The following is a 24056-nucleotide window of genomic DNA, read 5'->3' as shown; positions in this document are numbered from 1 at the left end:
GACCCAAAGCCAGTCGTACGATACGAGCAGCAGCGTGCTGGATATGCCGGCCAGCAGTTTCGACTATTACCAGTCATTCAGAGACGAGGCCTCGAGAATTCGGCAACCCATCCTGGGGGAATTGTATCGAGGCTAGTCTTGGGTACGCGGCGTGTGCAGGCGCTGGCAAGCCAGCGCCTGCAGGGGGGCAGGTTTAAGGGCGTTTGCGCTCAACGGCGCGCAGCAAGTGCGTCGGCGGCGTCTCGCAGCTGATCTTGCGGCCCAGCAAGGTCTCGATCGACGGCAACTGATACGAGTCGTCCTCGCCGGCAAAGCTGATCGACACCCCCGCAGCGCCCGCGCGACCGGTGCGACCGATACGGTGCACGTAGTCATCCGGCACTTCCGGCAGGGTGAAGTTGATCACGTGGCTGATGCCGTCGATGTGGATACCACGCCCGGCCACGTCGGTGGCCACCAGCACGCGGATCTTGCCTTCGCGAAAGCCTTCCAGGGTCTTGATGCGCTTGTGTTGCGGCACATCGCCGGACAGTTGCGCGGCGTTGACGCCATCGCGCACCAGGCGCTCTTCGATGCGGCGCACTTCGTCCTTGCGGTTGGCGAACACCATCACGCGCTCCCAACCGTTGTCGTTGACCAGGTTGTAGAGCAGCTTGTACTTGTCGGCGCCGGCCACGGCATAGATGTGCTGTTCGACGTTTTCGCTGGCCACGTTTTCCGCTTCGATCTCGACGATGGACGGGTCGGTGGTCCATTGCTTGGCGAGGTTCATCACGTCTTCGGTGAAGGTGGCGGAGAACAGCAGGGTCTGGCGTTCGCTTTTCGGCGGAGTCTGGCGAATGATCTGACGCACTTGTGGGATGAAACCCATGTCGAGCATGCGATCGGCTTCGTCCAGCACCATCACTTCGACCATGTCCAGGTGCACGTCGCCGCGCTGGTTGAAGTCCAGCAGGCGGCCAGGCGTGGCCACCAGAATGTCGCAATGCCGTGCTTCGAGGTGCTTGAGCTGCTTGTCGAAATCCATGCCGCCGACAAACGTCATGACGTTGAGGCCGGTGTACTTGGTCAGGTCGGCAGCGTCCTTGGCGATCTGCACCACCAGCTCGCGGGTCGGCGCGATGATCAGCGCGCGCGGCTCACCCATGTAGCGTTCCTTGGGCGGCGGCGTCTGCAGCAACTGGGTGATGATCGAGATCAGGAACGCGGCGGTCTTGCCGGTGCCGGTCTGGGCGCGGCCGATGGCGTCCTTGCCCGCGAGGGTAAAGCCCAGCACCTGCGCCTGGATCGGCGTGCAGTACGGGAAACCCAGGTCCTGGATGGCGTGCATCAGTTCCGGGGCCAGCTTGAAGTCGTGGAAGCGGGTCTTGCCTTCCTGTGGCTCGACCACGAAGTCTTCGAGTTTCCAGGGGATGACCGCCGGTTTGGGTGCGCGTTCGCGCCGCGGCTTTGGCGCGACTGGCGCAATAGCGGCCTCGACCGGTGCTGCCGGTTCAGGTGGCGTCACCGTCGGCTTCTTCGGCTGGGCGACAGGTGCGGTCCGGCCGGGCTGTTTACCGTCATTGCGGCTGCCGGCAGTCGGGACAGGAGCACTGGGAACAGGCGCGAGCGGCTCAGCCTCGCTTTTGCCGAACATCTTCTTGAGTGCTTTGAGCACGGTGATCTCATTAATTGGTTAAGGAATATACGCCGGCCAGTGTAATGCAAGAATCGGGCGCGGCGTAGTGCGTCTGTCATACGGCTACATAAACGCTGGTTTCAGCCCAGGCGAGCGGCCAGCCAGGCACCGATGTCGTGTATCTCTTGAGGTAACACTTCGTGGCCCATTGGGTATTCCTGCCATGTCACGGTGACACCACGGCTCTTCAAATGCTCGAAGGCGCTGCGGCCCATGGCGTTCTGCACCACGTCGTCGTACTGGCCATGCAGGCACAGGGCGGGAATGCGTTGCTGGCTGGCAGACAATTCCAGCTCGTCGCCGAAAGTCGGCGCGTAGGTGGAGAGGGCGATGACGCCGCCCAAGGGCCCCTGCCAATTTATAAACGCCGTGTGGAAAACCACGGCGCCACCTTGGGAAAAACCGGCGAGGAAAATCCGAGAGGCGTCTATTCCGGTTCTCTTCTGCGCTTCGATCAGATCCGTGACCATGTTGGCCGACACTTCCAGCTCTTCCAGGCTGATCGAACGGGCCGGGCTCATGGCCTTGATGTCGTACCAGCTCGGCATCTCGTAGCCGCCATTGATGGTCACCGGGCGTGTCGGCGCCTGGGGCAAGACGAAGCGCGTGGTCAGCAGGCTTTCCTGCAGGGCTTCGGCTACCGGCATAAAGTCGTAGCGATCGGCACCCAGGCCATGCAACCAGATTACGCAGGCGTCTGCGGGCTTGGCGGGCTGAAGAATCAAGGGTTCGGTCATGTCTGCTCCATTAATGTGCGTGCGCTCCGATTGGGTGCGTCGGAACGGTGCGCAGTGAGTTGATCTGTTAAGAGAATGTCGCAAGGTTGAATCTTTTCCTATTGACCATGGGCTGAAACGACTCAGCCATCACTCTGGTACGCGCCTTGCTATGTGTAGGTCGATGTCAGAACTATCTCAGGACGGTAACACTATCAGTGACTGCCGCTCGTGGGATAGCAACTGGAATTACTGCGACAGTCTCATGCTGCTTGACCCCAAAAAAAGCCAACACGGGTCAATATCGCCTCATAAGGGTGCGCTGAGGTTCGAGCTCCGACACAACAAGAGCAACTGGAGGTTTGAATGAAGGTATTGAAATCCACCCTGGCCATCGTTTGCGCGGCGGCTGTACTGGGTGTCAGCGGTTTCGCCCAAGCAGGCGCCACCCTGGACGCCGTGCAGAAGAAAGGCTTTGTGCAATGTGGCGTGAGTGACGGTCTGCCGGGTTTCTCGGTACCGGATGCCAGCGGCAAGATCCTGGGGATCGATGCTGACGTTTGCCGCGCTGTGGCCGCTGCCGTTTTCGGCGACGCGACCAAGGTCAAGTTCAGCCAGTTGAATGCCAAGGAGCGTTTCACCGCGCTGCAGTCTGGCGAAGTCGACATCCTCTCGCGTAACACCACCATGACCAGCTCTCGCGATGCGGGCATGGGCTTGAAATTCCCAGGCTTCATCACTTACTACGATGGCATCGGCTTCCTGGTAAACAACAAGCTGGGCGTGAAAAGTGCCAAGGAACTGGACGGTGCAACCATCTGCATCCAGGCCGGTACCACCACTGAGCTGAACGTTTCCGACTACTTCCGCGCCAACAACCTCAAGTACACCCCGATCACCTTCGACACCTCCGATGAAAGCGCCAAGTCGCTGGAATCCGGTCGTTGCGACGTCCTGACCTCCGACAAGTCCCAACTGTTCGCCCAGCGCAGCAAGCTGGCTTCGCCGAAGGACTACGTGGTTCTGCCGGAAACCATTTCCAAGGAGCCATTGGGCCCGGTCGTGCGTAACGGCGACGACGAGTGGCTGGCCATCGTGCGCTGGGTGGGCTACGCCATGCTCAACGCTGAAGAAGCCGGCATCACTTCCAAAAACGTCGAGGCTGAAGCCAAGTCCACCAAGAACCCGGACGTCGCCCGTCTGCTGGGTGCTGATGGCGAGTACGGCAAAGACCTGAAAGTGAAGAAAGACTGGGTCGTGCAGATCGTCAAGCAAGTCGGTAACTACGGTGAAATGTTCGAGCGCAACCTGGGCAAGAGCACCCCGCTGGAAATCGACCGTGGCCTGAACGCGCTGTGGAACAACGGTGGCATTCAATACGCACCCCCTGTGCGCTGATCGCTGATGGTTCTGTCACCCGGTGGGCCAACCGCCGGGTGATGTTCTGTTCCATTATTTCCGGGGCACTTCATGCAAAATCAAATCGGCGCACCAAAGCAGAAGCTCAGCTTCAGCGATCCCAAAGTGCGTGCGTGGCTCTTCCAGATCATCACGATTGTGGCGGTGGTCTCGCTGGGCTGGTACCTCTTCAACAACACCCAGACCAACCTTCAGCACCGGGGCATCACCTCGGGTTTCGACTTTCTTGAGCGCAGTGCCGGCTTCGGCATCGCGCAGCACCTGATCGACTACACCGAATCGGACAGCTATGCCCGGGTCTTTGTGATCGGCTTGCTCAATACCTTGCTGGTGACCTTCATCGGCGTGATCCTGGCGACGCTGCTCGGTTTCATCATCGGCGTGGCACGGCTGTCGCCGAACTGGATGATCAACAAGCTGGCGACCGTGTATGTGGAAGTGTTCCGCAACATTCCGCCGTTGCTGCAGATCCTGTTCTGGTATTTCGCGGTGTTCCTGACCATGCCGGGGCCGCGCAACAGCCATAACTTCGGCGACACCTTCTTTGTCAGCAGCCGTGGCCTGAACATGCCGGCAGCACTGGCCGCCGACGGCTTCTGGCCGTTTGTGGCGAGCATCGTCGTGGCTATTGTGGCGATCGTGCTGATGGCCCGGTGGGCCAACAAGCGCTTTGAGGCGACCGGCGTACCGTTCCATAAATTCTGGGCCGGCCTGGCGCTGTTCATCGTGATCCCGGCGTTGTGTGCCTTGATCTTCGGCGCGCCGCTGCACTGGGAAATGCCCAAGCTGCAAGGGTTCAACTTCGTCGGTGGCTGGGTCCTGATTCCTGAGCTGCTGGCCCTGACCCTGGCGCTTACCGTGTACACGGCAGCGTTTATCGCCGAGATCGTGCGCTCGGGCATCAAGTCCGTCAGCCACGGCCAGACCGAAGCCGCGCGCTCCCTGGGCCTGCGCCCCGGGCCGACGCTGCGCAAGGTCATCATCCCGCAGGCCCTGCGGGTGATCATTCCGCCGTTGACCAGCCAATACCTGAACCTGGCGAAAAACTCGTCGTTGGCCGCCGGTATCGGCTACCCGGAAATGGTTTCGCTGTTTGCCGGCACGGTGCTCAACCAGACCGGCCAGGCCATCGAAGTCATTGCCATCACCATGAGCGTGTACCTGGCGATCAGCATCAGCATTTCCCTGCTGATGAACTGGTACAACAAGCGCATTGCGCTGATCGAGCGGTGAGGAAACGCCCATGAGTACGCATACTTTCAAACCGGATATGCCGCCGCCGAGCAAAGTCTTCGGCCCGGTGGCATGGATGCGCGCCAACCTGTTCTCCAGTTGGCTCAACACCCTGCTGACATTGCTGGCGTTCTACCTGGTCTACCTGGTGGTGCCGCCGATCCTGCACTGGGCGATTCTCGACGCCAACTGGGTCGGCACGACCCGCGCCGATTGCACCAAGGAGGGCGCCTGCTGGGTGTTCATCCAACAGCGCTTCGGGCAGTTCATGTACGGCTACTACCCCGGCGACCTGCGCTGGCGCGTGGACCTGACCGTGTGGCTGGCCATCGTTGGCGTGGCGCCGTTGTTCATCTCGCGTTTCCAGCGCAAGGCGATCTACGGCCTGAGCTTCCTGGTGCTGTACCCGATCATCGCCTACTTCCTGCTGCACGGCGGGATCTTCGGCCTGACCAACGTGGCCACCAGCCAATGGGGCGGCCTGATGCTGACCCTGGTCATCGCCACCGTCGGTATCGCTGGCGCCTTGCCGCTGGGCATCCTGCTGGCGCTGGGGCGGCGTTCGAACATGCCGGCGATTCGAGTGGTCTGCGTGACCTTCATCGAGTTCTGGCGGGGCGTGCCGCTGATCACCGTGCTGTTCATGTCGTCGGTGATGCTGCCGTTGTTCCTGCCGGAAGGCATGGGCATCGACAAGCTGCTGCGCGCGTTGATCGGCGTGATCCTGTTCCAGTCGGCCTATGTTGCCGAGGTGGTGCGCGGGGGCTTGCAGGCGATTCCCAAGGGTCAATACGAAGCGGCCGCGGCGATGGGCCTGGGCTACTGGCGCAGCATGGGCCTGGTGATTTTGCCGCAAGCCCTGAAGCTGGTGATCCCGGGCATCGTCAACACGTTTATTGCGCTGTTCAAGGACACGAGCCTGGTGATCATCATCGGCCTGTTCGACCTGCTCAACAGCGTCAAGCAAGCCGCTGCCGACCCGAAATGGCTGGGCATGGCCACTGAAGGCTATGTGTTTGCTGCCCTGGTGTTCTGGATTTTCTGTTTTGGTATGTCGCGCTATTCCATTCATTTGGAACACAAGCTCGACACAGGCCACAAGCGTTAGGAGTTGTTGTTATGAGCGAAGCGATCAAACAGCCTGTGAGCCCTGAAGGCATTATCCAGATGCAGGGCGTCAACAAGTGGTACGGCCAATTCCACGTGTTGAAAGACATTAACCTCAACGTCAAGCAGGGCGAGCGTATCGTGCTGTGTGGCCCGTCGGGTTCGGGCAAGTCCACCACCATCCGTTGCCTCAACCGCCTGGAAGAACACCAGCAGGGTCGCATCGTGGTCGATGGCGTGGAGCTGACCAACGACCTCAAGCAGATCGAAGCGATCCGCCGCGAAGTCGGCATGGTGTTCCAGCACTTCAACCTGTTCCCGCACCTGACCATCCTGCAGAACTGCACGCTGGCACCGATGTGGGTGCGCAAGATGCCCAAGCGCAAGGCCGAGGAAATTGCCATGCACTACCTGGAGCGCGTGCGTATTCCGGAGCAGGCGCACAAGTTCCCGGGGCAACTGTCCGGCGGCCAGCAACAGCGCGTAGCCATCGCCCGTGCCTTGTGCATGAAGCCGAAAATCATGCTGTTCGACGAACCGACCTCGGCCCTCGATCCGGAAATGGTCAAAGAGGTGCTGGATACCATGATCGGCCTGGCCGAAGACGGCATGACCATGTTGTGCGTGACCCACGAGATGGGCTTTGCGCGCACCGTGGCCAACCGTGTGATCTTCATGGACAAGGGCGAAATCGTCGAGCAGGCAGCGCCGAACGACTTCTTCGACCACCCGCAGAATGACCGGACCAAGTTGTTCTTGAGCCAGATTCTGCATTGATCGAAGTGTGAAACGATAAACCCGGCCTGGTGCCGGGTTTATTTTTGCCTGCTGTTTTTACGCAGACGCTTGAGTGGCCAGTTGTTGCTCATCTTTGGCAATAAGCAGGCGGTTGAGGTCTTCTGCGCCATTGAGCGCCTGAATCTCGGCCAGCAGGTGCGGGTGCTTATCGAGTAGACGCATAAGAATAAGCAACGGCTCGGGTGGGAAAATTTCAGCTTTCTCATAACGGGAAAATGCGTTGTGCCCGCGGACGGTCAAGAGCCTCACCGCGTCCTTCTGTGTCAGGTGCAATTTGCGGCGGATTCGCTTCATTTCGGCAGCGATGATTTTTCTGGCATCCATCAACAGCTGGTCACTGGCGTCGGAATAACGCTGTGCGCTGTCGTCGTTGTCATCGAATTCGATTTCCTTGCACACCTGGCATTCCCAGCCCGCGATATCGGGGATATTCCGGATCATGCCGCGTGTGTTGAGCGTGAAGGTGCGGCCTTTGAAGTGCTGCATTGCGTCATGCGTTCCGCAGCTCACGCAGTGTTGGGTGTTCATAGGATTTTCTCCTTGAAGGAGATGACGGGAGCCCCACCGCCAGGGCGGTAAGTCACTTTGATATAAATCTGCGTAGCGTGAGCCTTGATCAGATAGACGTCCTGCCACACTCGATGGTCTGCATAGGTCGTCATTGATTTGTATAACATTCGCTGCTCAAGGGCACAGACTGCGTGCTGCATCTGGCTGAGGTTTAATTCCATTTGCCTGGCGCTCTCCCGTGCACTGGCGGTGAAGGCTCGACAACCCAACCTGATGACTTCAGCTTTTATCAAGGCCAGATCGTAATGAGGTGTGTACTTTTCCATAAGACACCTGAGTCCCATAATTACCCTCTGAGGGTAATTTTACTAATCGAAAATACTGCTCCTTTACCTGCCCCAGAACCCTAGTGCGTTGCCTTTGTAGGCAAGTCCGAATAGGCTGTAGGAAAATTCATCCTATGATTGGACGAAAGTGCAAAACCCATGACAGACATCGCTCCGCTGATCAAACGCTCGCTGGTCGACCAGGCCCTGGAACAGTTGCGCCAGCGCATTACCCAAGGCACCTGGGCCATTGGCGAGCGCCTGCCTACCGAGCCGGAGTTGTCGGCCGAGCTGGGAATCAGCCGCAATACCGTGCGCGAGGCCATGCGCGTGCTGGCGTTTTCAGGACTGATCGAGATCCGCCAGGGCGACGGCAGTTACCTGCGCTCGATGACCGACCCGCTGGGCGCGATGCGCGCGCTGTCGCATTGCACCCTGGAGCAGGCGCAGGAAACCCGGCAGATTCTCGAAGTGGAGGCGATCGGCCTGGCCGCGCTGCGCCGTACCGAGGACGATCTGCACGGTCTGCGTGAGGCCCTGCAACAAAGCGCTGTGCTGTACCACGGCGACCTGGAGGCCTACATCAGCGCCGACCTGGTGTTTCACAAGCGCCTGGTCGACGCCGCGCACAACCCGGCGTTGAGTGAGCTGTATCAGTACTTTTCCGCCATCGTCGGCGCGCAGTTGCGCCAGACCCTGAACATCTCGCCGCGTCGCCAGGCGGTGTTCGACCTGCACATCGCCCTGCTCGACGCCGTCGAACACCAGGACCCGGCACGCGCCAAATCCCTCTGCCGGCAGTTGATCAATGAACCTTGAAACCCGACCTACCCGTGAACTCGAAGAGCTGTTGATCGACGCCGAAGCCGACGACGAAGTGGTGCAAACCAGCCCGCCCGTGGTGAGCCGCCCGTGGCTGTTGCTGCTCGGCCTGATCCTGGTGGCCCTGAACCTGCGCCCGGCGCTGTCGAGCATGTCGCCGCTGCTCGCCGACGTGTCCAGCAGCCTCGGGTTGTCGGCGGCCAAGGCCGGTCTGCTGACCACATTGCCGGTGTTGTGCCTGGGTCTGTTTGCGCCCACGGCGCCGATCCTGGCCCGCCGTTTCGGCGCCGAACGAGTGGTGCTGGGGATTCTGCTGACCCTGGCTGCGGGCATCATCCTGCGCAGTTCATTCGGTGAAGTGGGGCTGTTCGCCGGCAGCCTGATTGCCGGCGCGAGCATCGGCATCATTGGCGTATTGCTTCCCGGCATCGTCAAGCGTGATTTCGCCAGGCAGGCCGGCGCCATGACCGGCGTGTACACCATGGCGCTGTGCCTGGGCGCGGCGCTGGCGGCCGGTTCCACGGTGCCCTTGAGTCATTACTTCGGCGACCGCTGGACCCTCGGCCTGGGGTTCTGGATTCTGCCGGCGCTGGTGGCCGCATTGTTCTGGCTGCCACAGGTCGGCCAGAAACACGGCGCGCACCAGGTGGCTTATCGCGTGAGAGGGCTGCTGCGTGATCCGCTCGCCTGGCAGGTGACCTTGTACATGGGCCTGCAATCGTCCCTGGCGTACATCGTGTTCGGCTGGCTGCCGTCGATCCTGATCGGCCGTGGCCTGAGCGCGACCGAAGCCGGCCTCGCGCTGTCCGGCTCGATCATCGTGCAATTGTTCAGCTCCCTCGCCGCGCCCTGGCTCGCCACCCGTGGCAAAGACCAGCGCCTGGCGATTGTGGTGGTGATGCTGTTGACCCTCGGTGGCCTGTTCGGCTGCCTGTATGCGCCGCTAGATGGTCTGTGGGGCTGGGCGATTCTGCTCGGGCTCGGCCAGGGCGGCACTTTCAGCCTGGCGCTGACCCTGATCGTGCTGCGCTCGCGCGACTCCCACGTGGCGGCCAACCTGTCGAGCATGGCCCAGGGCATCGGCTACACCCTGGCGTCCGTGGGCCCGTTCGCGGTGGGCCTGGTGCATGACTGGACGGGCGGCTGGTCGGCCATCGGCTGGATTTTCGCGGTGATTGGCGTGGGCGCGATCATCGCCGGGCTGGGTGCCGGGCGTGCGCTGTATGTGCAGGTCAGCAGCGAAAAAGTCTAGAGGTACACCACTTCGAGGGTGGCCGAGCCATCGAGCAAGGTGTCGCTGCTCAGGTCCAGGTTTTGCCTGGCATTGATCACCGCTTCGATCTTGACGGTGCTGGTCAACGCCTGGATCGCCGAGGGGCCGGCGGTGCTGCCTTGGGTATCGGTGAAGCCCAGGTAACTGTTGGCGCCGATGTCGATCGGGTTGAGGTTGGCGCTGCGCCACGCCACGCCGCCGGTGGTGGATTCGGTGCCATAGGCGATTGCAGTGCTGTCCACCTGCGTCTGGCGAGGGTCGAAATTCATCGAATACAGGCCGATGCGATTACCACTGTTGTCCAGCCCCAGCCCATAGTAAATCTCACTGTTGACGGTGGCCGTGCCGTCACGGTTGTCGCGCATGCGCAGGGCAAAACGGCTCGCCGCGTTGCAGCCGATGCTGACGTGCAACTGTTTGACCGGCAGGCGCGTGCCCTTGTCGACGTTGAGGTCCTGCTGGGAAATCTTGCCGTAGTCGATCACCCCGTTGCTCGACAGCAACGGGGTGCAGGCGGTGGGGGTGATCACGCCATTGACACTCAGGTCGACGCTGGAGGCCGCCAGCGTGTGTGGGGCGCCGCTGAGCAAAACCAGCGCGCAAAGGGCAAGTGAACAGGTCTTCATGAGGCGAACTCCATAGGTCAGAGGTAGATGATTTCAAGGGTGCCCGAGCCGTTGATGTACACCACGTTGCGCAGGTCCAGTGACTGGGTCGGGGCCAGGTAGGCCTTGATGCGCACGGTGCCGGCCAGTTGCTGGATCGGCACCGGGCCACGGGTGCTGCCGACACTGTCGGTAAACCCCATCAGGCTGTTGGCGGCCATGGGGATCTGCCGCGCACTCGAACTGCTCCAGGCTGCGCCGCCACTGGTGGAGTCCGTGCGATACAGGGAGCCGAGTGCGTCGGCGGTGAATTCGGCCGGATCGATGTTGAGGTAGAAGCGCCCAATCTTGTTCTGGCTGTTGTCCAGGTCCAGGCCGTAGGCGGTTTCGTCGATCCCGCCGGTGGCCGAGCCGTTGCGGTTGTCATGCATCTTCAGCGCGAAGGGTGTGGCGGCGTCGCAACTCACCGAGAGCTGCAAGGTGCGGGTCGGCAGCGGGGTTTCATTGCTGGCATTCAAGTCCTTCGCCAGCAGCGTGCCGTAATCCACCAATCCGCCATTGGACAGTTGGGGTGTACACGCGGTGGGCGCGAAGTGGGCGCGCAGGGTCAGTGCCCGGGAGCGGCCGCTCTGCAAGGCATCGAACGTGCCGGACGCTTCCCAGGTGGTTGCCTCGCGCACACGGGTGGCGGCAATGTCGGCCCAGGCGCTGAGGCTCAGTTGCACGGCGAAGTGCTTGCCCTGCACCACGCTGGCGCCTTGCACCGGCGCCACACCATGGCCGGGACGCCAGTTCAATGCCGTGCCGACGACCGCCGGCGGCTGCCCGGCCGCCGGCAGCAAGCCCAGTTCAACCGCCTGGCCGTCCAGCACGCCGTCGCTGACCTGCAGGGCGTAGGTGCCATGTTCGGTAAACTGCAGGCGGTGTGCGTTCGCCGCCAGGGCCCGATAAAACACACTCATGTCCGCCGGTTGCGGACAGGTGAGGTTCAAGCTCAGGCGACGCTCGCCAAGCAGGCGTTGAGGGTCGCTGTCGTTTTGCGCCAGGCGACTCATCAGGCCGAGGTCCAGCACCGCTTCGCTGATGTTCAACTGGCAGTCGTCATTGGCCATGGCGTGGCCGGCGAAGCCGACGGTCAGCACGACCGCTGTCAGCCGGCGCAGGGCGCGAAAAAAAAGCATGGTGATCGTCCTCATGAAGGGTTGCAGCGCGCTGGCGCGTTTTCGAAATACACCTGGGGATCGCCCTTGGCCGGCAACTCGAACTGCAGCCGACAGCGCGTCATGCCTGGCCCGCTGACCCACAAACCGGTGTGCTCCAGCACATTGGGCAGGAACACCTGGCCGCCGTCCTGCACCAGGGTCACGAACTCGCCGCCCGCGGTGCTGACGGAGGCACCTCGGGGCAGCAGCGCGCCCTGTTCGGTGCGCGCGGTGAGCAGCACGCGACGGGTCAGGGTCACGCCGAAGTCGACCCGATCCACCGCGCCGCGCCCGGCCGAGATCATTGCCAGGCCGTTGTTGATATCGGCATTGCGCGGCAGTGAGCGGGTCTGCACCTCCACCGGGCTGCGGCCATAGGCGCTGACCTGGGGCACCACGGCCTGGCCCTGCCAGTCGGTCCATACCGGGCCGCTGGGGGTGCTCAGCTTGACCCCGGCCGTATCGCCCACCGAGACCACGGCGAAGGTGTCGCGTACCGGGTAGGGCGAGAACGTCACGCCATCGCCGTGCACCACCACGCCACCGCGGGCACTGCCTTGATAACTCGAGCGCTCGGCATCGGAGCGGCTGTAGCTGACGTCGAGTTGGCTGTAGCGGGGCAGGGCCGAGACGCCGAGAGTGGTTTCCACCTGCTGGTCGCGGGTGTCGTGTTCGGCGCTGACGCGATAGCTCAATTGATCATCGATCTGTTCGTTCAGCCCCAGGCCGGTGCGGTGTTCGCCTCCCGAATTGCGCACCCAGGCGCGCACGCGGCGGCTTTCGCCCAGGGGCAGGCTGGCATTCAGGTACACCGCGTTGTCCTGTTGCTGGCGCCCGCCCATCTGCCATTCGGCGCTCGCCGACAACGACACACCACCGACGCTGGTGCCCCACGACGCCAGGCCTCGGCTGCTGCTGTCGCCATCAAAGCTGCTGGAGCGCGACACCCCGGCACTGAACGCCCCCAGCCACGGGTGCGACCAACCGACGTTGGCGCTTTGTTGATCGCGATAACGCGAGCGCCGTTGCTGGGTGGTTTCTGGTTCGTAGGTGGCTTCTTCCAGTTCGCGGTAGCCGGGCGTGCGCCACGAGTTGGCCACGCTGAATGACCATTGATCATTCAGGCGCTGGGACCATGCCAGGTCGGTCTGTACCCCACGCACGTTGTGCCGTGCCTGGGTATCGGCGACCTGGGTGGCCAGTTGCACCTGACTGTCCAGCCATGGCAGCCAGCCCAGGCTCACGCCCGCCGCCCGGTATTCGCTGGACGCCAGCACGCCGCTGCCCAGGGACAGTTGCGGGTGGACGGCGCCGGTCCAGCCGGCGCTGGCCACCCACGGATCGTCACCCTGGGCATCGCCGATATTGCGCACACGGCCCGCTGCCACCGAGTACCCCGGCGCTGGCAAACCCAGGCCGAGCATGGCGGCGGGTACGGTGAAGCGGCGCTCGCCGCCGCTGCTTTCCTTGACCGTGACTTCAACGTCCGAGCGAGCATTCAGGCGCCGCACATCGGTCAGGGAAAACGGCCCGGCCGGGACTACGGTGGAGTGAATCAACGCGCCGTTCTGCCGCACCTCGACCTGGGCCGGACTGTTGGCGATACCCTCGATGGTCGCGCCCTGGCCTTGTTCTTGAAGCGCCTGTTCGGTCAGGACCTGTACCCCGGTGATCTGCGCACCGGCCAACACCGGGTTATAGAGGTTGATCTGCCCGGCCTGCAGCACTGCCTGTTGGCTGGCAAAGGTACGCTGGGCATACGCCTCGAGATGGGTGCTGCGCGACCGACCGTCCTGCCAGGTCTGCACCTGGCGGCTGCGCACGATCCAGTCGCCGGCGTTGAAGCCAACCTCGGTATTGGCCGAGCCAAACCGGCTGTCGTTGTCGCCGAAGCGGTTATAGAACCCCGTCAGGTCGTAATTGAACAGGCCGGCAACGCCCCCCGTCTGATAGCCCGAGACGTCCTGTTGCAGTGGCCGCAAGGCTTCGGTCGGGACTACCAGCGACACTGTGAGGTTGGCTGGGTCCGGCTCCACCAGGCTTTGTGGGTACTGCGCGAGCAGGTCATGGCAGGGGCCATTGTCGCCGGGCACTATCAGGTTGGCGGCGTCCAGCACGGCCTGGTCAAAGCACAATCGGCCCTGTTGATCGAAACCGACCTCGACACGCCCACGGGGCTGGCCGTTGACGCGCAGGCTCACCGCATGCCGGCCAGCCGCAAAACGTGGAGCGTCCAGCAGCAGGCTGGCCAACTGCGGGTCGATGCCGCGTTGGTGCAGGGTGGTCGCATCGAAGCCGGCACGCGTTTCGGCCCAGGCTTCAGCGGGCAGCAGGGCACACGCCAGCAGCAGCGCTGGGAAGGCGCTGCGGGCGGGTATGTCGGGCACGGCATCGCCGTCACGGTAGCTCAATACTGTTTTCACGAAAGGCACTCAAATGATGGGCGTCTGCGCGCCCCGGTGACGGTCTTCGAGCCGCCACTTCGTTATGCAGGCGTCGGGCGCCTGAAGTGTTGGTCAGGTGAGGGGGGCTTCGTAGGCAGCCACGGCAAAGCCGTACACAGTGGCCGGTTGCAGCCGGACTTTGCTCGCCGGGCCGCCCGTGGCAGGCACGCTCAGGGTTTCTCCCGGCAACACGTAGGTGCGCGGCAGCATGGCCTTGCCGTCACCGGGCAGCAGCCGCAACTCCTGGGCCAGGCGCACCACGTACGGGCTGTCGTTGCGCACCTGCAAGGTGCTGCCGTGCTGTGACCAGGTCAGGTGGGTCCAGGGGGTGCGATTCAGCGCCAGGCCTTTGGGATGAATGATCACCGGCAGGTTCTGGCGCACCGTCACACCCACCCGGGCGTGCCCGGCTTCGGTCGCGGGGCGGCCCTGGGGCATGCCCTCGAAGATCGCGCGCTTGAGCCGTTGGGTCAGCAGCGGTTGCTGGCTTTGCAGGATGAACCGTACCAGTTGCGATTTGGAGGCTTCCACCCGCGACAACGGCGGGGTGACCACCAGCAACGGCTCTTTGTCTTCGGGAATGTCTTCCAGGGTGACGTGCAGCAGGGCCAGTTGGCTGTCGGTGTTGGTGACCGACACGGCCGCCTCGCCTTCGGCTTCGTAGACGATGACCACCGAAGTGTCGGGGATCATCCCGTCGGCCTGCGCACCTGCGCCAAACAACAGGGTCAGGGCAAGCAGGCCGGTGATGGGTTTGAATGATGTCGTCAGCATGACGGGGTTTTCCATTGGGGCAACATGAAGAGGTCAGAGGTAGCGCAGATCCAGCACGATGGCGCCGTCGAGCGGCACCTCCTGATTCAGGGTCAGGTACTGGGCGAAGTTGATGGAGGTGTCGATGCGCAACTGGGTGCTGAGCTGGCCGATGAAGTCGGGTTGGCGATCACCCGGCGGCGCAAATCCCACATAGGCTCTGGGACTGGCAGTGGCTTGCGGCGACCAGGTTTCGCCGTTGTCACTGGACGCCAGGGCCTGCATGGCCTGGGCGTCGCCCATCGGGTTGCGGTAAGACAAAGCCACCGACCCCAGGCGCTCGGCCGGCGCATGCAGGTTTCTGCCCAGGCCGTAGAAAGCCCCGGGGTCGAGTGACGACTCGGCGCGGTTGTCGAGCCCCACCAGGGCAAACAGCATGGGCCTGCTGCACTGCACGCTCAGCTCCAGCAACCGAGTGGGCAGCACGGTGAATTCGCTCGGGTTCAAGGTGTGCGAGGGGATTTTCCCGTGGTCGACCGTACCATCGTCCGATAGCGTGACGTGGCAAGCGTCCGGCGTCACCCGGCCGGTCACGGTGAGGTCGACAAAGGAGGCGGCGAAGGCCGCAGGAGCGGTCGTCAACCAGAGCAATACAGCCAGGAAGCGAGAGTGCGTGTTCATCGGTGGGCGCCACGGGTCGAGTTGAATACGGGCGGTACAACAACAACGCCCATGCCTGCGAGGTGATGCCAGGCATGGGCGCCCAGGGGTTACAGGTACTTCACTTCCAGGGTGGCCGAACCGTCGAGGGTCACCTCGTTGCTCAGGTCCAGGCCGTCGGTGCGTGCGATGGAGGTTTCAACCATCAACTCCAGCGACAAATCCTTGACCGGCACCGGTTGAGTGGCGTCATCCATGCTGGCCACCGACATGTACAGGCCTGGATCCCAGAATTTTTCGCGGTACCAATTATCCTGGCCGTTGAAGGATGCAATCGACTGCACCGCAGTACCGTCGGCCACCGGGTTGTCGAGTGTCAGATAAAACCAGCCGAGCTTCTGGGTGCCGTTGATCAGGCCCAGGCCGTAGTTGCTGGGAGTAATCGACGAGCCGGCCCGGTTGTCGACCGAATGCAGTGCAAAGAGGATTGCGCTGTCGCAGCTCACGGCCATGGTCAGGGTGTGCGTCCCGATGTGCGTCGGGTTGTCCGTGCGCAGGTCCTTGGCGGAAATCTTGCCGTGGTCGATCACCCCACCGCTGGACAGGACGGGGGTGCAGGCACTCGGTACGATCAGGCCCTTGACGGTCAGGTCGACGGTGGACGCGGCGTAGGTGGCAGCGGAGCCGGCCAGCATCAGGCTGGTGGCGAGGGCGGTAAACAGGGGCTTCATGAGAGTCGAATTCCTTTCGATTGAGTCTGTGTGAGGCATTACAGGTAGTTGACCTGGACCGTCGCGTGCCCGTCGACGGGGACTTCGTCGGTCAGGGTCAGGCCGCTGGCCGGGGCGATCTGGGTGTACAGGCGGATTTCGGCATCGAAGTCCCGCACGGCGATGGGCACCAGTTGGCTGCCCATCGCCACGGCTGTCAGCACGCTGTGGTTGAGCATTGTGGTGGGCGCCCACGTCACGCCACCGTCCAGTGAGGTGATGGTGCGTGCGGCGACGCCATCAGCCACTGGGGTATAGAGGTGGAAGGAGGAGCCGCCGAGTTTCTCCCCTTGCGCCGTCATGCCCAGGCCATGCGAGTAGGGGTGGTTGGCAGAGGAGCCGGCGCGGTTGTCGATGGTATTCAGGGTGAAAAACGTGGGCGCTTCACAGCGCACGCTCAATTGCATGGATTGGTTCGGCAGCGGGGTGTGTTGCTCGGCGTTGAGGTCCTTGGCGGCCATTTTTCCGAAGTCGATCGTGCCACCGCCGGAGATCAGCGGCGCACAGGCGCTGGGGGTAATGGTGCCTTTGACGGCGAGGTCGGTGGAGCTGGCGGCCAGTGCCCATGGCGAGGCCGCGAGCAACAACACTGCCAATGGGATTGCAGGGGGAACGTGCATGGTTGGAACCTTCCGTGTGGACGGGATTGGGGTTACAGGTACATCACTTCCAGGGTTGCGGAGCCGTCGATGGGCGCCTCGTCACTGAAATCGAACTGGTCTGCACGGGCGATGCTGGCGCCGACTTCCAGGTCCAGCACCAGGCTCTTGATCGGCAGCAGTGTGGTTGCGTTGTCCACTGCCCCGGCGCCCCACAGGGTTTGCAGTTCCCAGTTGCGCTCGCTGTACCAGGTGCGACCGCCATCGACGGAGGCAATCGGCTGGGCACTCACACCGTCGGCGAGCATGTTCAAGGGGGTCAGGTAGAACCGGCCCAGTCGCTTGTTGCCATTGATCAGGCCGAGGCCGAAATCACTGCTGCCGGTCGAGGTGCCGCTGCGGTTATCGATGGGTTTGATGGCGAAGGGGATGCTTGCATCGCAAGTGATGCTCAACTGCAGGGTCACTCGGGGCAATGACGTCGGATTGTTCTGGACCAGGTCCTTGGAAGCTATTTTTCCGTGATCCACCATACCGCCGCCCGAGAGCGTCGGTGTGCAGGCATTCGGGGTGATCAGGCCTTTGACGGTCAGGTCGACGTTGCTGGCGGCAAAAGCGGGTGTAGTGCAGGCGAGTAAAAGGGCGATGCTCGACAGCGTCAGGGACTTGCTCATTTCAATACGTTCCACTACAGGGCTGGCTGATATAAAGCGCGCGCAGCGTCGACCGGCCTGTCTGGGCAGGCGGCGAGCAAGGCGGCAGGTTGTATTTGGATGGGATCGCCGATGACCGCGAGCCCGTTCCCTCTTTGCGGGGTGGCGGCAATTTAGCCGGGCTCTGGGGCCGGGGAAATACAACTATTACGACAATCGAAGTAACAAGTATTTGGGCATGAGAACGTGAGAACTTATGTGCTTGTTATGTAAGAAAGTTGAATTTTTCGTAGTTGTTGTATCGTCATTTTTATCTCCAAAAGGCTATTCATGGTCGCTTGTAAACAGTCGTGTGAGAGCCTTGGGGTGTTGATGAACTCATGGGCTGGACAATCACGGTAAGCACAATGAGGTGACCCTGGTGACAAGGGTATTTTCCGATCAAGTACCTGTCCTGAAGTTGGCACCTTCACCCTCGCCACCGTGGGTGGCAGAGCCGCCGGACAACTCGCAGGGCATCACGTGGCCAACCCGTGCCCGCCTGGTCGAGATTTTCGGCAGTGATGAAATGGTAAGCCGGGTGCTGGTCAGCCTGATGAATGAAGCACGCAAGGACGATGCCTTGCTGGATCAGGCGCGGATCAGCGCCAATGCCTCTTTGGTAGTGGAGCGCCTGCACCGGTTGGTGGGCAGCCTGGCGTTTGTCGGCGGGGTCGACCTGGAGCGTGGCAGCGAGCACCTGATCGCACGGGTACAGGCCTTTGGGGTGGCGGCGAATGCGCTGCAGTTGCAAGCGTTCCAGCGCAACCTGCGGGTCTATATCGCTTACTTGAGTCGACTATGAACCCTCGGAATAGAGAACTTTGTAGGAGGTTTTTCGGTTGTGCTGAAGGCCTTGTATGTAGGTAATTTCTTTTTATTTTGTAGGTATAAGGTTGTCGGCTATCAATTACTGGGCGCGGTTGAAAACACCGCGCGCCGAGTGGTTGTTGAGGCTCGCGCACAGAGGTATTTTGCCAAAATTCCAATTGCCATCATTCGTGGGTATTTATGCTTCGTGTAATTATTGCCGACGACCATCCGATTGTGCGTATCGGGCAACGGGTGGTGATTGAAGCGGGCGGCCGGTGCAAAGTGGTCGGCGAAGCCGATGGGCCCGATGAGTTGCTCAAGTTGTTGAGCACGGTGGCCTGCGATGTGCTGGTGACTGACTTCGCCATGCCGGGCGGCCAGCAGGCCGACGGTTACGGACTGCTCGGCCTGTTGCGGCGCCAGTATCCGACTTTGCCGGTGATCCTGGTGACCATGTTTGCCAACGTCGCAACGCTGCGGGCCTCGTTTGCCCACGGTGCGCGCGCGATTGTCGCCAAGAGCGCGTCGGCCAGGGAGTTGCCGATCGCGATCAGGACGGTGATCCAGGGCGAGACGTTTGCCAGTGAGTGCCTGAAGGCGCAACTGTTGGAGGCCGGCACCGGCGACCAACTGCAACAGCCGCAGTTGTCCAGCAAGGAACGTGAAGTGGTGAGGATGCTCGCCAGCGGCATGACCGTCACCCAGATTGCCGCGCGGGTCAATCGCAGCATTTCGACGATCAGCAAACAGAAAAGTACCGCCATGAGCCGGTTGTGCATTTCCACCGACGTCGACCTGTTCGCCTATGCGCGCAGCTGCGGCATGGTGCCGTAGCGGGGGGCGGGCCATTCCCGGCGTAAATGCCGATAGAGTTTTGCCCAGGCGCAGACTATCTTGATCGGCTTACAACCCTGGTTTGGAACCTGCCCATGAGCGATGCACACAACGCCCTGATCACCGAGTTCTACAGCGCCTTCCAGCGGCTGGATGCCGAGGCCATGGCGGCCTGCTACACCGAGGACGTGCTGTTCAGCGACCCGGCCTTCGGTGAACTGCGCGGCCGTGATGCCGGCGACATGTGGCGCATGCTCACCACCCGGGCCAAGGATTTTTCCCTGACTTTCGACCATGTGCGCAGCGACGAGACCAGCGGCAGTGCGCATTGGGTGGCTACCTACCTGTTCAGCGCCACCGGCAACACGGTGGTCAACGATATCGGCGCACGCTTTGTGTTTCGCGAGGGCAAGATCTGCGAGCACCACGACCACTTCGACCTGTGGCGCTGGTCGCGCCAGGCCCTGGGCCTCAAGGGCCTGTTGCTGGGCTGGTCGCCGGCGCTGAAAAACGCCGTGCGCGCCCAGGCGCTCAAAGGCCTGAAGGCATTTCAGGCCAGTCGTTGATAAGCTTGGCGCACCTCTGGATTGCCGACTCGACCTGTGACTGATCTTCCTGCCCCCAAACCCTGGTTCGTCTACCTGGTGCGCGCCGCCAACGGTGCGCTGTACTGCGGCATCAGCAATGACCCGGTGCGCCGCTTTGCCTCGCACCAGAGCGGCAAGGGCGCGCGGTTCTTCCTGTCGAGCCCGGCAGTGGCTTTGGTGTACACCGAGCAATGTGCGAGCAAGGGCGAGGCTCTGCGCCAGGAACGCTTGATCAAAAAACTGAAAAAAAGCGCCAAGGAATGCCTGGCGGCGAGCGGCTCATTGATTTGACTGATGGGTTCCCATGATCCCCACGCGCGTGGTTGCAGGCTAAGCTAGCGGCTCACCTATCGAGCGGAGCCTGGCATGTCTGAGTTGATCCTTCATCACTACCCGCAATCTCCCTTTGCTGAAAAAGCCCGCCTGTTGCTGGGTTTCAAGGGCTTGTCCTGGCGCTCCGTGCATATCTCACCGGTGATGCCCAAGCCTGACCTGACGGCCCTCACCGGTGGCTATCGCAAGACGCCGGTGCTGCAAGTCGGCGCCGATATCTACTGCGACACTGCGCTGATCGCCCGTCGCCTGGAGCAGGAAAAAGCCGCGCCGGCGCTGTTCCCCCAAGGCCAGGAACTGGTCACCCAAGCCTTTGCTGCCTGGGCCGATTCGTTGGTGTTTTCACACGCGGTGGCGCTGGTGTTCCAGCCAGAATCCCTTGCGGTCAAATTTGCCAAAGTGCCGCCGGAAATGATCCAGGTGCTGGTGGCCGACCGCAGCAAATTGTTCAGCGGCGGCACGGCCGCCCGTGTGCAGCTGGACCAGGCCAAGCACCAATGGCCGGTGATCGTCGCGCGCATTGATCAGCAATTGCAGCATCAGTCGGGGGATTTCCTGTTCGGCGAGCCGTCGATTGCCGACTTTGCGCTGGCGCATCCGTTGTGGTTCCTCAAGGGGTCTTCGGTGACCGCGCCACTGGTGGACGCTTATCCCGCTGTCGCTGCGTGGCTGGACCGGGTGCTGAGCTTCGGCCATGGCACGGCGACCCAAATGAGCGCCGAGCAAGCCCTGGACGTGGCACGCAACGCGACGCCTGCGGTGTTGCCTGACGAGATCTTCGAGGACCTGAACGGCTTCAAGCCTGGGCAGCAAGTGAGCATTTGCGCCACTGACTACGGCACTGACCCGGTCGCGGGTGAACTGCTGTTCGCGGGCCGCGAGGAACTGATCCTGCGCCGCATTGATGAACGCGCCGGCACCGTGCACGTACATTTCCCACGCTTGGGGTTCCGTATTCAGGCGTTGTAGGCGCGTTCGTGCACAGGGCCAGCGGTTTTTTTTGAATTATTTTCAAAATCAGGTGAGGTAAATCGTCAGCCCATCCGTGTAGTGCTTGAAACTGCGATCTATTCGCATTAACAGCGTTTTCTACACGGGTTCTCACAGCATGAAGTCGACGGCGGGCGGTTTGGTTAAACAGTGGCTGGGAGCCTCGGTATTGGCGGTGTCGGGGCTGGCGTTGCTGCCCCTGTGCGTGGCGCAGGCCCAGGAACAGCAAAGCGCTCAGTTCAATTTTGCCCTGGCCGCCAAACCGCTGCCTCAGGCCCTGAGTGATTTCAGCCGGGTTACCGGGATCAGCGTGATCTACACCGATGAAGCGCCTTACGGCCTCAGCGCCCCGGCGGTCAGCGGGCAAATGAGCGCAACCCAGGCCCTGCAACGCCTGCTGGGCAACTCAGGCTTCACCTTCCGCCAGATCGACGCCCGCACGCTGGCCCTGGAACCGCTGCCCACCGACGGCGCGGTCAACCTCGGTGCCACCACCATCAGTGGCGTTGGCCAGAACCCGTCCCAGGACAGCACCAGCTACCAGCCGCCGCCCACCAGTTCGGTGATGCGCTCCCACGGCCTGCTGCTGGAAACCCCGCAAACCGTCAACATGGTGCCGGCCCAGGTGCTGCGTGACCAGACCCCGCGCAACCTGGATGATGCCCTCGCCAATATCAGCGGCATCACCCAGGCCAACACGTTGGCCAGCACCCAGGATGCGGTGATGCTGCGCGGCTTTGGCGACAACCGTAACGGCTCGATCATGCAGGACGGCATGCCGGTGGTGCAGGGCCGGGCGCTGAACTCCACGGCCGAACGCGTCGAAGTGCTCAAGGGCCCGTCCTCGCTGCTGTACGGCATCCAGGACCCGGGCGGCGTGGTCAATATCGTCAGCAAGAAGCCGCAATTGACCCAGGCCACGTCGCTGACCGTACGCGGCTCGACCTTTGGCGACGGCAAGAACGGCAGCGGCGGCAACCTCGACACCACCGGGCCGATTGGCGATTCGGGCCTTGCCTACCGCCTGATCGTCGACCATGAAGACGAGGATTACTGGCGCAACTTCGGCACCCGCCGCGAATCGTTGGTGGCGCCGTCGCTGGCCTGGTATGGCGACACCACCCAAGTGGTATTTGCCTACGAGCATCGCGAGTTTCTCTCGCCATTTGACCGGGGCACCGCCATCGACCCCAAGACCAACCACCCGTTGGATATCCCGTCGACCCGTCGCCTGGACGAGCCGTTCAACGACATGGAAGGCCGCTCCGACCTGTACCGCTTTGAAGTCGATCACGAACTCAGTGACGACTGGAAAGCCCACTTTGGCTACAGCTGGAACCGTGAAACCTACGACGCCAGCCAGGTGCGCACGGTGTCCGTCAACGCCAACGGCACCCTGACGCGCAGCATGGACGGCACCCGTGGTGCCCTGACCACCGACCGCTTCGCCACGGCGAGCCTGGAAGGCAAGGTCAACCTGGGCGGCATGCAGCACGACCTGGTGTTCGGCCTGGACGACGAGTACCGCAAGATCTACCGCGCCGACCTGATTCGCCAGGCGCAGCGCAGCGTCTTCAGCTACGTCAATCCGGTCTACGGCAGGGACGTGGAAGGCACCGCCGTCAGCGCCAAGGACAGTGCCCAGACCGACCTGCTGCGCAGCGACTCGCTGTTCTTCCAGGACTCCGTTCACCTGACCGACCAGTGGATCTTCGTCGCGGGTGCGCGCTACCAGATGTACGACCAGTACGCCGGCAAGGGCGTGCCATTCAGCGTCAACACCAACGGCAACGGCCAGGCCTGGGTGCCACGTGCCGGCCTGGTGTACCGCTACACCGATGAGTTGTCGTTCTACGGCAGCTACACCGAATCCTTCAAGCCCAACTCCACCATTGCCCCTTTGGCCGATGGCAGCAAACTGACCGGCGACCTGACGCCGGAGCAGTCCAAGTCCTGGGAACTGGGCGCCAAGCTCGACATCCCCGGACGCATCACTGCCAGCGCAGCGTTGTTCAACATCGACAAGCGTAACGTGTTGGTGTCGGTGGGTTCGGGCGCGAACACCATCTACAGCATCGCCGGCCAGGTGCGTTCGCGTGGCCTGGAACTGGACGCCACTGGCCAGTTGACCGACCAATGGAGCGTGATCGGCAGCTATGCCTACACCGACGCCGAAGACGTGAAAGACAAAGACCCGACCCTGGAAGGCAACCGCCTGCAGAACGTGGCCAAGCACACCGGCTCGCTGGCGCTGGCCTATGACTTCGGCAACGTTTTTGGCGGTGACCAACTGCGCGTCGGCACCGGCGCACGGTATGTCGGCGCCCGCGCAGGCGACGCCGCCAACGATTTCACCTTGCCCGGCTACACCGTGGCGGACGCGTTCGCCACCTACGACACCAAGATCGAAGGGCAGAAGGTCAAGTTCCAGCTCAACGTGAAGAACCTGTTCGACCGCACCTACTACACCTCGGCGGCCAGCCGGGTGTTTGTATCCCTTGGCGATGCGCGACAGGTATCGGTCTCGAGCACGCTGGAGTTCTAAAGATCCACCGTTGTGGAGAGCGGGCTGCCTGTGGCAAGCAAACTTTCCGGGGCCGGCATGCTGCCTGTGGCAAGCAAACTTTCCGGGGCCAGCGTGCTCCTGTGACAAGCAAGCTTTTCGGGGCCAGCATGCTTCCTGTGACAAGCAAGCTTTTTGGGGCCGGCATGCTGCCTGTGACAAGCAAGCTTTTGGGAGCCAGCATGCTTCCTGTGACAAGCAAGCTTTTTGGGCCAGCATGCTTCCTGTGACAAGCAAGCTTTTTGGGGCCAACATGCTTCCTGTGACAAGCAAGCTTTTGGGAGCCAGCAGGCTGCCTGTGACAAGCAAGCTTTTTGGGGCCGGCTGGG

24 protein-coding genes are annotated in these 24056 nt (G+C 62.1%); 12 read left to right on the top strand and 12 right to left on the bottom strand.

From position 1 onward, the window contains the following. Nucleotides 1-193 precede the first annotated feature (193 nt). Nucleotides 194-1663, bottom strand: coding sequence for an ATP-dependent RNA helicase RhlB (rhlB, locus tag QMX97_RS22730; RefSeq protein ID WP_282397656.1), 1470 nt, complete (start codon nt 1661-1663; stop codon nt 194-196). Nucleotides 1664-1758: 95 nt separating this feature from the next. Further along, on the bottom strand, nt 1759-2415 hold the full coding sequence (locus QMX97_RS22725) for an alpha/beta hydrolase (protein WP_106805098.1): 657 nt from the start codon (nt 2413-2415) through the stop codon (nt 1759-1761). A 345-nt stretch (nt 2416-2760) separates the two neighbouring features. Here QMX97_RS22725 and QMX97_RS22720 point away from each other — a divergent pair, with 345 nt between their 5' ends. From QMX97_RS22720 to QMX97_RS22705, 4 genes are all read left to right on the top strand, one after another. Continuing rightward, nucleotides 2761-3792 (top strand): amino acid ABC transporter substrate-binding protein, encoded by a 1032-nt coding sequence (locus QMX97_RS22720; protein ID WP_016974565.1) that lies wholly within the window; start codon nt 2761-2763, stop codon nt 3790-3792. Nucleotides 3793-3864: 72 nt separating this feature from the next. Next, nucleotides 3865-5046, top strand: a complete 1182-nt coding sequence (locus tag QMX97_RS22715; RefSeq protein ID WP_065907020.1) for an amino acid ABC transporter permease — start codon at nt 3865-3867, stop codon at nt 5044-5046. A 10-nt stretch (nt 5047-5056) separates the two neighbouring features. Next, on the top strand, nt 5057-6154 hold the full coding sequence (locus tag QMX97_RS22710) for an amino acid ABC transporter permease (protein WP_065907019.1): 1098 nt from the start codon (nt 5057-5059) through the stop codon (nt 6152-6154). Between the two features lie 11 nt (nt 6155-6165). Next, nucleotides 6166-6930: an amino acid ABC transporter ATP-binding protein gene (locus QMX97_RS22705; protein ID WP_282397654.1), complete on the top strand. Its 765-nt coding sequence runs from the start codon at nt 6166-6168 to the stop codon at nt 6928-6930. A gap of 57 nt (nt 6931-6987) precedes the next feature. Here QMX97_RS22705 and QMX97_RS22700 read toward each other — a convergent pair whose 3' ends face one another. Together QMX97_RS22700 and QMX97_RS22695 are read right to left on the bottom strand one after the other, a co-directional pair. Further along, nucleotides 6988-7479, bottom strand: coding sequence for a type II toxin-antitoxin system MqsA family antitoxin (locus tag QMX97_RS22700; RefSeq protein WP_120447671.1), 492 nt, complete (start codon nt 7477-7479; stop codon nt 6988-6990). After that, nucleotides 7476-7787, bottom strand: a complete 312-nt coding sequence (locus tag QMX97_RS22695) for a type II toxin-antitoxin system MqsR family toxin (RefSeq protein ID WP_201143569.1) — start codon at nt 7785-7787, stop codon at nt 7476-7478. The genes QMX97_RS22700 and QMX97_RS22695 overlap by 4 nt, the downstream gene beginning before the upstream one ends. Before the next feature lie 159 nt (nt 7788-7946). Between QMX97_RS22695 and QMX97_RS22690 the strand changes: the two genes are divergently transcribed. Both QMX97_RS22690 and QMX97_RS22685 read left to right on the top strand, forming a co-directional pair. Then, entirely contained in the window at nt 7947-8606 is a 660-nt protein-coding gene (locus QMX97_RS22690) for a FadR/GntR family transcriptional regulator (RefSeq protein ID WP_282397653.1), read from the top strand. Beyond that, nucleotides 8596-9861 carry a CynX/NimT family MFS transporter gene (locus tag QMX97_RS22685; RefSeq protein ID WP_201143570.1) on the top strand — a complete coding sequence of 422 codons (1266 nt, stop codon included), beginning with the start codon at nt 8596-8598 and terminating at the stop codon, nt 9859-9861. Before QMX97_RS22690 ends, QMX97_RS22685 begins: the two co-directional genes overlap by 11 nt. On the opposite strand, the gene QMX97_RS22680 is transcribed toward QMX97_RS22685, so the two are convergent. From QMX97_RS22680 to QMX97_RS22645, 8 genes are all read right to left on the bottom strand, one after another. After that, nucleotides 9858-10508, bottom strand: coding sequence for a DUF1120 domain-containing protein (locus QMX97_RS22680; protein WP_282397652.1), 651 nt, complete (start codon nt 10506-10508; stop codon nt 9858-9860). The genes QMX97_RS22685 and QMX97_RS22680 overlap by 4 nt on opposite strands. Nucleotides 10509-10525: 17 nt before the next feature. Further along, on the bottom strand, nt 10526-11668 hold the full coding sequence (locus QMX97_RS22675) for a DUF1120 domain-containing protein (RefSeq protein WP_282397651.1): 1143 nt from the start codon (nt 11666-11668) through the stop codon (nt 10526-10528). Between the two features lie 11 nt (nt 11669-11679). After that, a complete protein-coding gene (locus QMX97_RS22670; protein ID WP_282397650.1) occupies nt 11680-14112 on the bottom strand; it encodes a fimbria/pilus outer membrane usher protein in 2433 nt (810 codons plus the stop codon). Nucleotides 14113-14205: 93 nt separating this feature from the next. Then, nucleotides 14206-14907 carry a fimbria/pilus chaperone family protein gene (locus QMX97_RS22665; RefSeq protein ID WP_282397649.1) on the bottom strand — a complete coding sequence of 234 codons (702 nt, stop codon included), beginning with the start codon at nt 14905-14907 and terminating at the stop codon, nt 14206-14208. 33 nt (nt 14908-14940) lie between these two features. After that, on the bottom strand, nt 14941-15567 hold the full coding sequence (locus QMX97_RS22660; protein ID WP_106805089.1) for a DUF1120 domain-containing protein: 627 nt from the start codon (nt 15565-15567) through the stop codon (nt 14941-14943). 89 nt (nt 15568-15656) lie between these two features. After that, complete coding sequence (locus tag QMX97_RS22655; protein ID WP_282397648.1) at nt 15657-16277, bottom strand: DUF1120 domain-containing protein; 621 nt, start codon at nt 16275-16277, stop codon at nt 15657-15659. 38 nt (nt 16278-16315) lie between these two features. Beyond that, nucleotides 16316-16936, bottom strand: a complete 621-nt coding sequence (locus QMX97_RS22650; protein ID WP_213550495.1) for a DUF1120 domain-containing protein — start codon at nt 16934-16936, stop codon at nt 16316-16318. Between the two features lie 32 nt (nt 16937-16968). Then, the gene (locus tag QMX97_RS22645; RefSeq protein WP_282397647.1) at nt 16969-17589 is read right to left on the bottom strand and encodes a DUF1120 domain-containing protein; all 621 of its coding nucleotides are present in this window, start codon (nt 17587-17589) and stop codon (nt 16969-16971) included. 439 nt (nt 17590-18028) lie between these two features. On the opposite strand from QMX97_RS22645, the gene QMX97_RS22640 reads away from it, so the two are divergent. From QMX97_RS22640 to QMX97_RS22615, 6 genes are all read left to right on the top strand, one after another. Beyond that, nucleotides 18029-18412, top strand: a complete 384-nt coding sequence (locus QMX97_RS22640) for a hypothetical protein (RefSeq protein ID WP_282397646.1) — start codon at nt 18029-18031, stop codon at nt 18410-18412. Nucleotides 18413-18618: 206 nt separating this feature from the next. Further along, nucleotides 18619-19254, top strand: a complete 636-nt coding sequence (locus QMX97_RS22635; RefSeq protein WP_065906994.1) for a response regulator transcription factor — start codon at nt 18619-18621, stop codon at nt 19252-19254. A gap of 95 nt (nt 19255-19349) precedes the next feature. Further along, entirely contained in the window at nt 19350-19820 is a 471-nt protein-coding gene (locus tag QMX97_RS22630; protein WP_065906989.1) for a nuclear transport factor 2 family protein, read from the top strand. Between the two features lie 36 nt (nt 19821-19856). Then, nucleotides 19857-20132, top strand: coding sequence for a GIY-YIG nuclease family protein (locus tag QMX97_RS22625; protein WP_065906988.1), 276 nt, complete (start codon nt 19857-19859; stop codon nt 20130-20132). A 75-nt stretch (nt 20133-20207) separates the two neighbouring features. Next, entirely contained in the window at nt 20208-21143 is a 936-nt protein-coding gene (locus QMX97_RS22620; protein WP_065906986.1) for a glutathione S-transferase family protein, read from the top strand. Nucleotides 21144-21282: 139 nt separating this feature from the next. After that, a complete protein-coding gene (locus QMX97_RS22615) occupies nt 21283-23709 on the top strand; it encodes a TonB-dependent receptor (protein WP_282397645.1) in 2427 nt (808 codons plus the stop codon). Nucleotides 23710-24056: the final 347 nt, after the last annotated feature.

The sequence above is a fragment of the Pseudomonas sp. PS01298 genome (assembly GCF_029959745.1).
Lineage (GTDB): Bacteria > Pseudomonadota > Gammaproteobacteria > Pseudomonadales > Pseudomonadaceae > Aquipseudomonas > Aquipseudomonas aylmerensis.
The sequence above is the reverse complement of the archived record's forward strand: the minus strand, read 5'-3'. Positions and strand labels throughout refer to the sequence as shown.

What these genes read in the sequence shown, in the direction of transcription:
- QMX97_RS22725 (WP_106805098.1), bottom strand. Translation starts at nt 2,415, where the DNA reads ATGACCGAACCCTTGATTCTTCAGCCCGCCAAGCCCGCAGACGCCTGC.
- QMX97_RS22720 (WP_016974565.1), top strand. Translation starts at nt 2,761, where the DNA reads ATGAAGGTATTGAAATCCACCCTGGCCATCGTTTGCGCGGCGGCTGTA.
- QMX97_RS22715 (WP_065907020.1), top strand. Translation starts at nt 3,865, where the DNA reads ATGCAAAATCAAATCGGCGCACCAAAGCAGAAGCTCAGCTTCAGCGAT.
- QMX97_RS22710 (WP_065907019.1), top strand. Translation starts at nt 5,057, where the DNA reads ATGAGTACGCATACTTTCAAACCGGATATGCCGCCGCCGAGCAAAGTC.
- QMX97_RS22705 (WP_282397654.1), top strand. Translation starts at nt 6,166, where the DNA reads ATGAGCGAAGCGATCAAACAGCCTGTGAGCCCTGAAGGCATTATCCAG.
- QMX97_RS22700 (WP_120447671.1), bottom strand. Translation starts at nt 7,479, where the DNA reads ATGAACACCCAACACTGCGTGAGCTGCGGAACGCATGACGCAATGCAG.
- QMX97_RS22695 (WP_201143569.1), bottom strand. Translation starts at nt 7,787, where the DNA reads ATGGAAAAGTACACACCTCATTACGATCTGGCCTTGATAAAAGCTGAA.
- QMX97_RS22690 (WP_282397653.1), top strand. Translation starts at nt 7,947, where the DNA reads ATGACAGACATCGCTCCGCTGATCAAACGCTCGCTGGTCGACCAGGCC.
- QMX97_RS22685 (WP_201143570.1), top strand. Translation starts at nt 8,596, where the DNA reads ATGAACCTTGAAACCCGACCTACCCGTGAACTCGAAGAGCTGTTGATC.
- QMX97_RS22680 (WP_282397652.1), bottom strand. Translation starts at nt 10,508, where the DNA reads ATGAAGACCTGTTCACTTGCCCTTTGCGCGCTGGTTTTGCTCAGCGGC.
- QMX97_RS22675 (WP_282397651.1), bottom strand. Translation starts at nt 11,668, where the DNA reads ATGCTTTTTTTTCGCGCCCTGCGCCGGCTGACAGCGGTCGTGCTGACC.
- QMX97_RS22665 (WP_282397649.1), bottom strand. Translation starts at nt 14,907, where the DNA reads ATGCTGACGACATCATTCAAACCCATCACCGGCCTGCTTGCCCTGACC.
- QMX97_RS22660 (WP_106805089.1), bottom strand. Translation starts at nt 15,567, where the DNA reads ATGAACACGCACTCTCGCTTCCTGGCTGTATTGCTCTGGTTGACGACC.
- QMX97_RS22655 (WP_282397648.1), bottom strand. Translation starts at nt 16,277, where the DNA reads ATGAAGCCCCTGTTTACCGCCCTCGCCACCAGCCTGATGCTGGCCGGC.
- QMX97_RS22650 (WP_213550495.1), bottom strand. Translation starts at nt 16,936, where the DNA reads ATGCACGTTCCCCCTGCAATCCCATTGGCAGTGTTGTTGCTCGCGGCC.
- QMX97_RS22645 (WP_282397647.1), bottom strand. Translation starts at nt 17,589, where the DNA reads ATGAGCAAGTCCCTGACGCTGTCGAGCATCGCCCTTTTACTCGCCTGC.
- QMX97_RS22635 (WP_065906994.1), top strand. Translation starts at nt 18,619, where the DNA reads ATGCTTCGTGTAATTATTGCCGACGACCATCCGATTGTGCGTATCGGG.
- QMX97_RS22630 (WP_065906989.1), top strand. Translation starts at nt 19,350, where the DNA reads ATGAGCGATGCACACAACGCCCTGATCACCGAGTTCTACAGCGCCTTC.
- QMX97_RS22620 (WP_065906986.1), top strand. Translation starts at nt 20,208, where the DNA reads ATGTCTGAGTTGATCCTTCATCACTACCCGCAATCTCCCTTTGCTGAA.
- QMX97_RS22615 (WP_282397645.1), top strand. Translation starts at nt 21,283, where the DNA reads ATGAAGTCGACGGCGGGCGGTTTGGTTAAACAGTGGCTGGGAGCCTCG.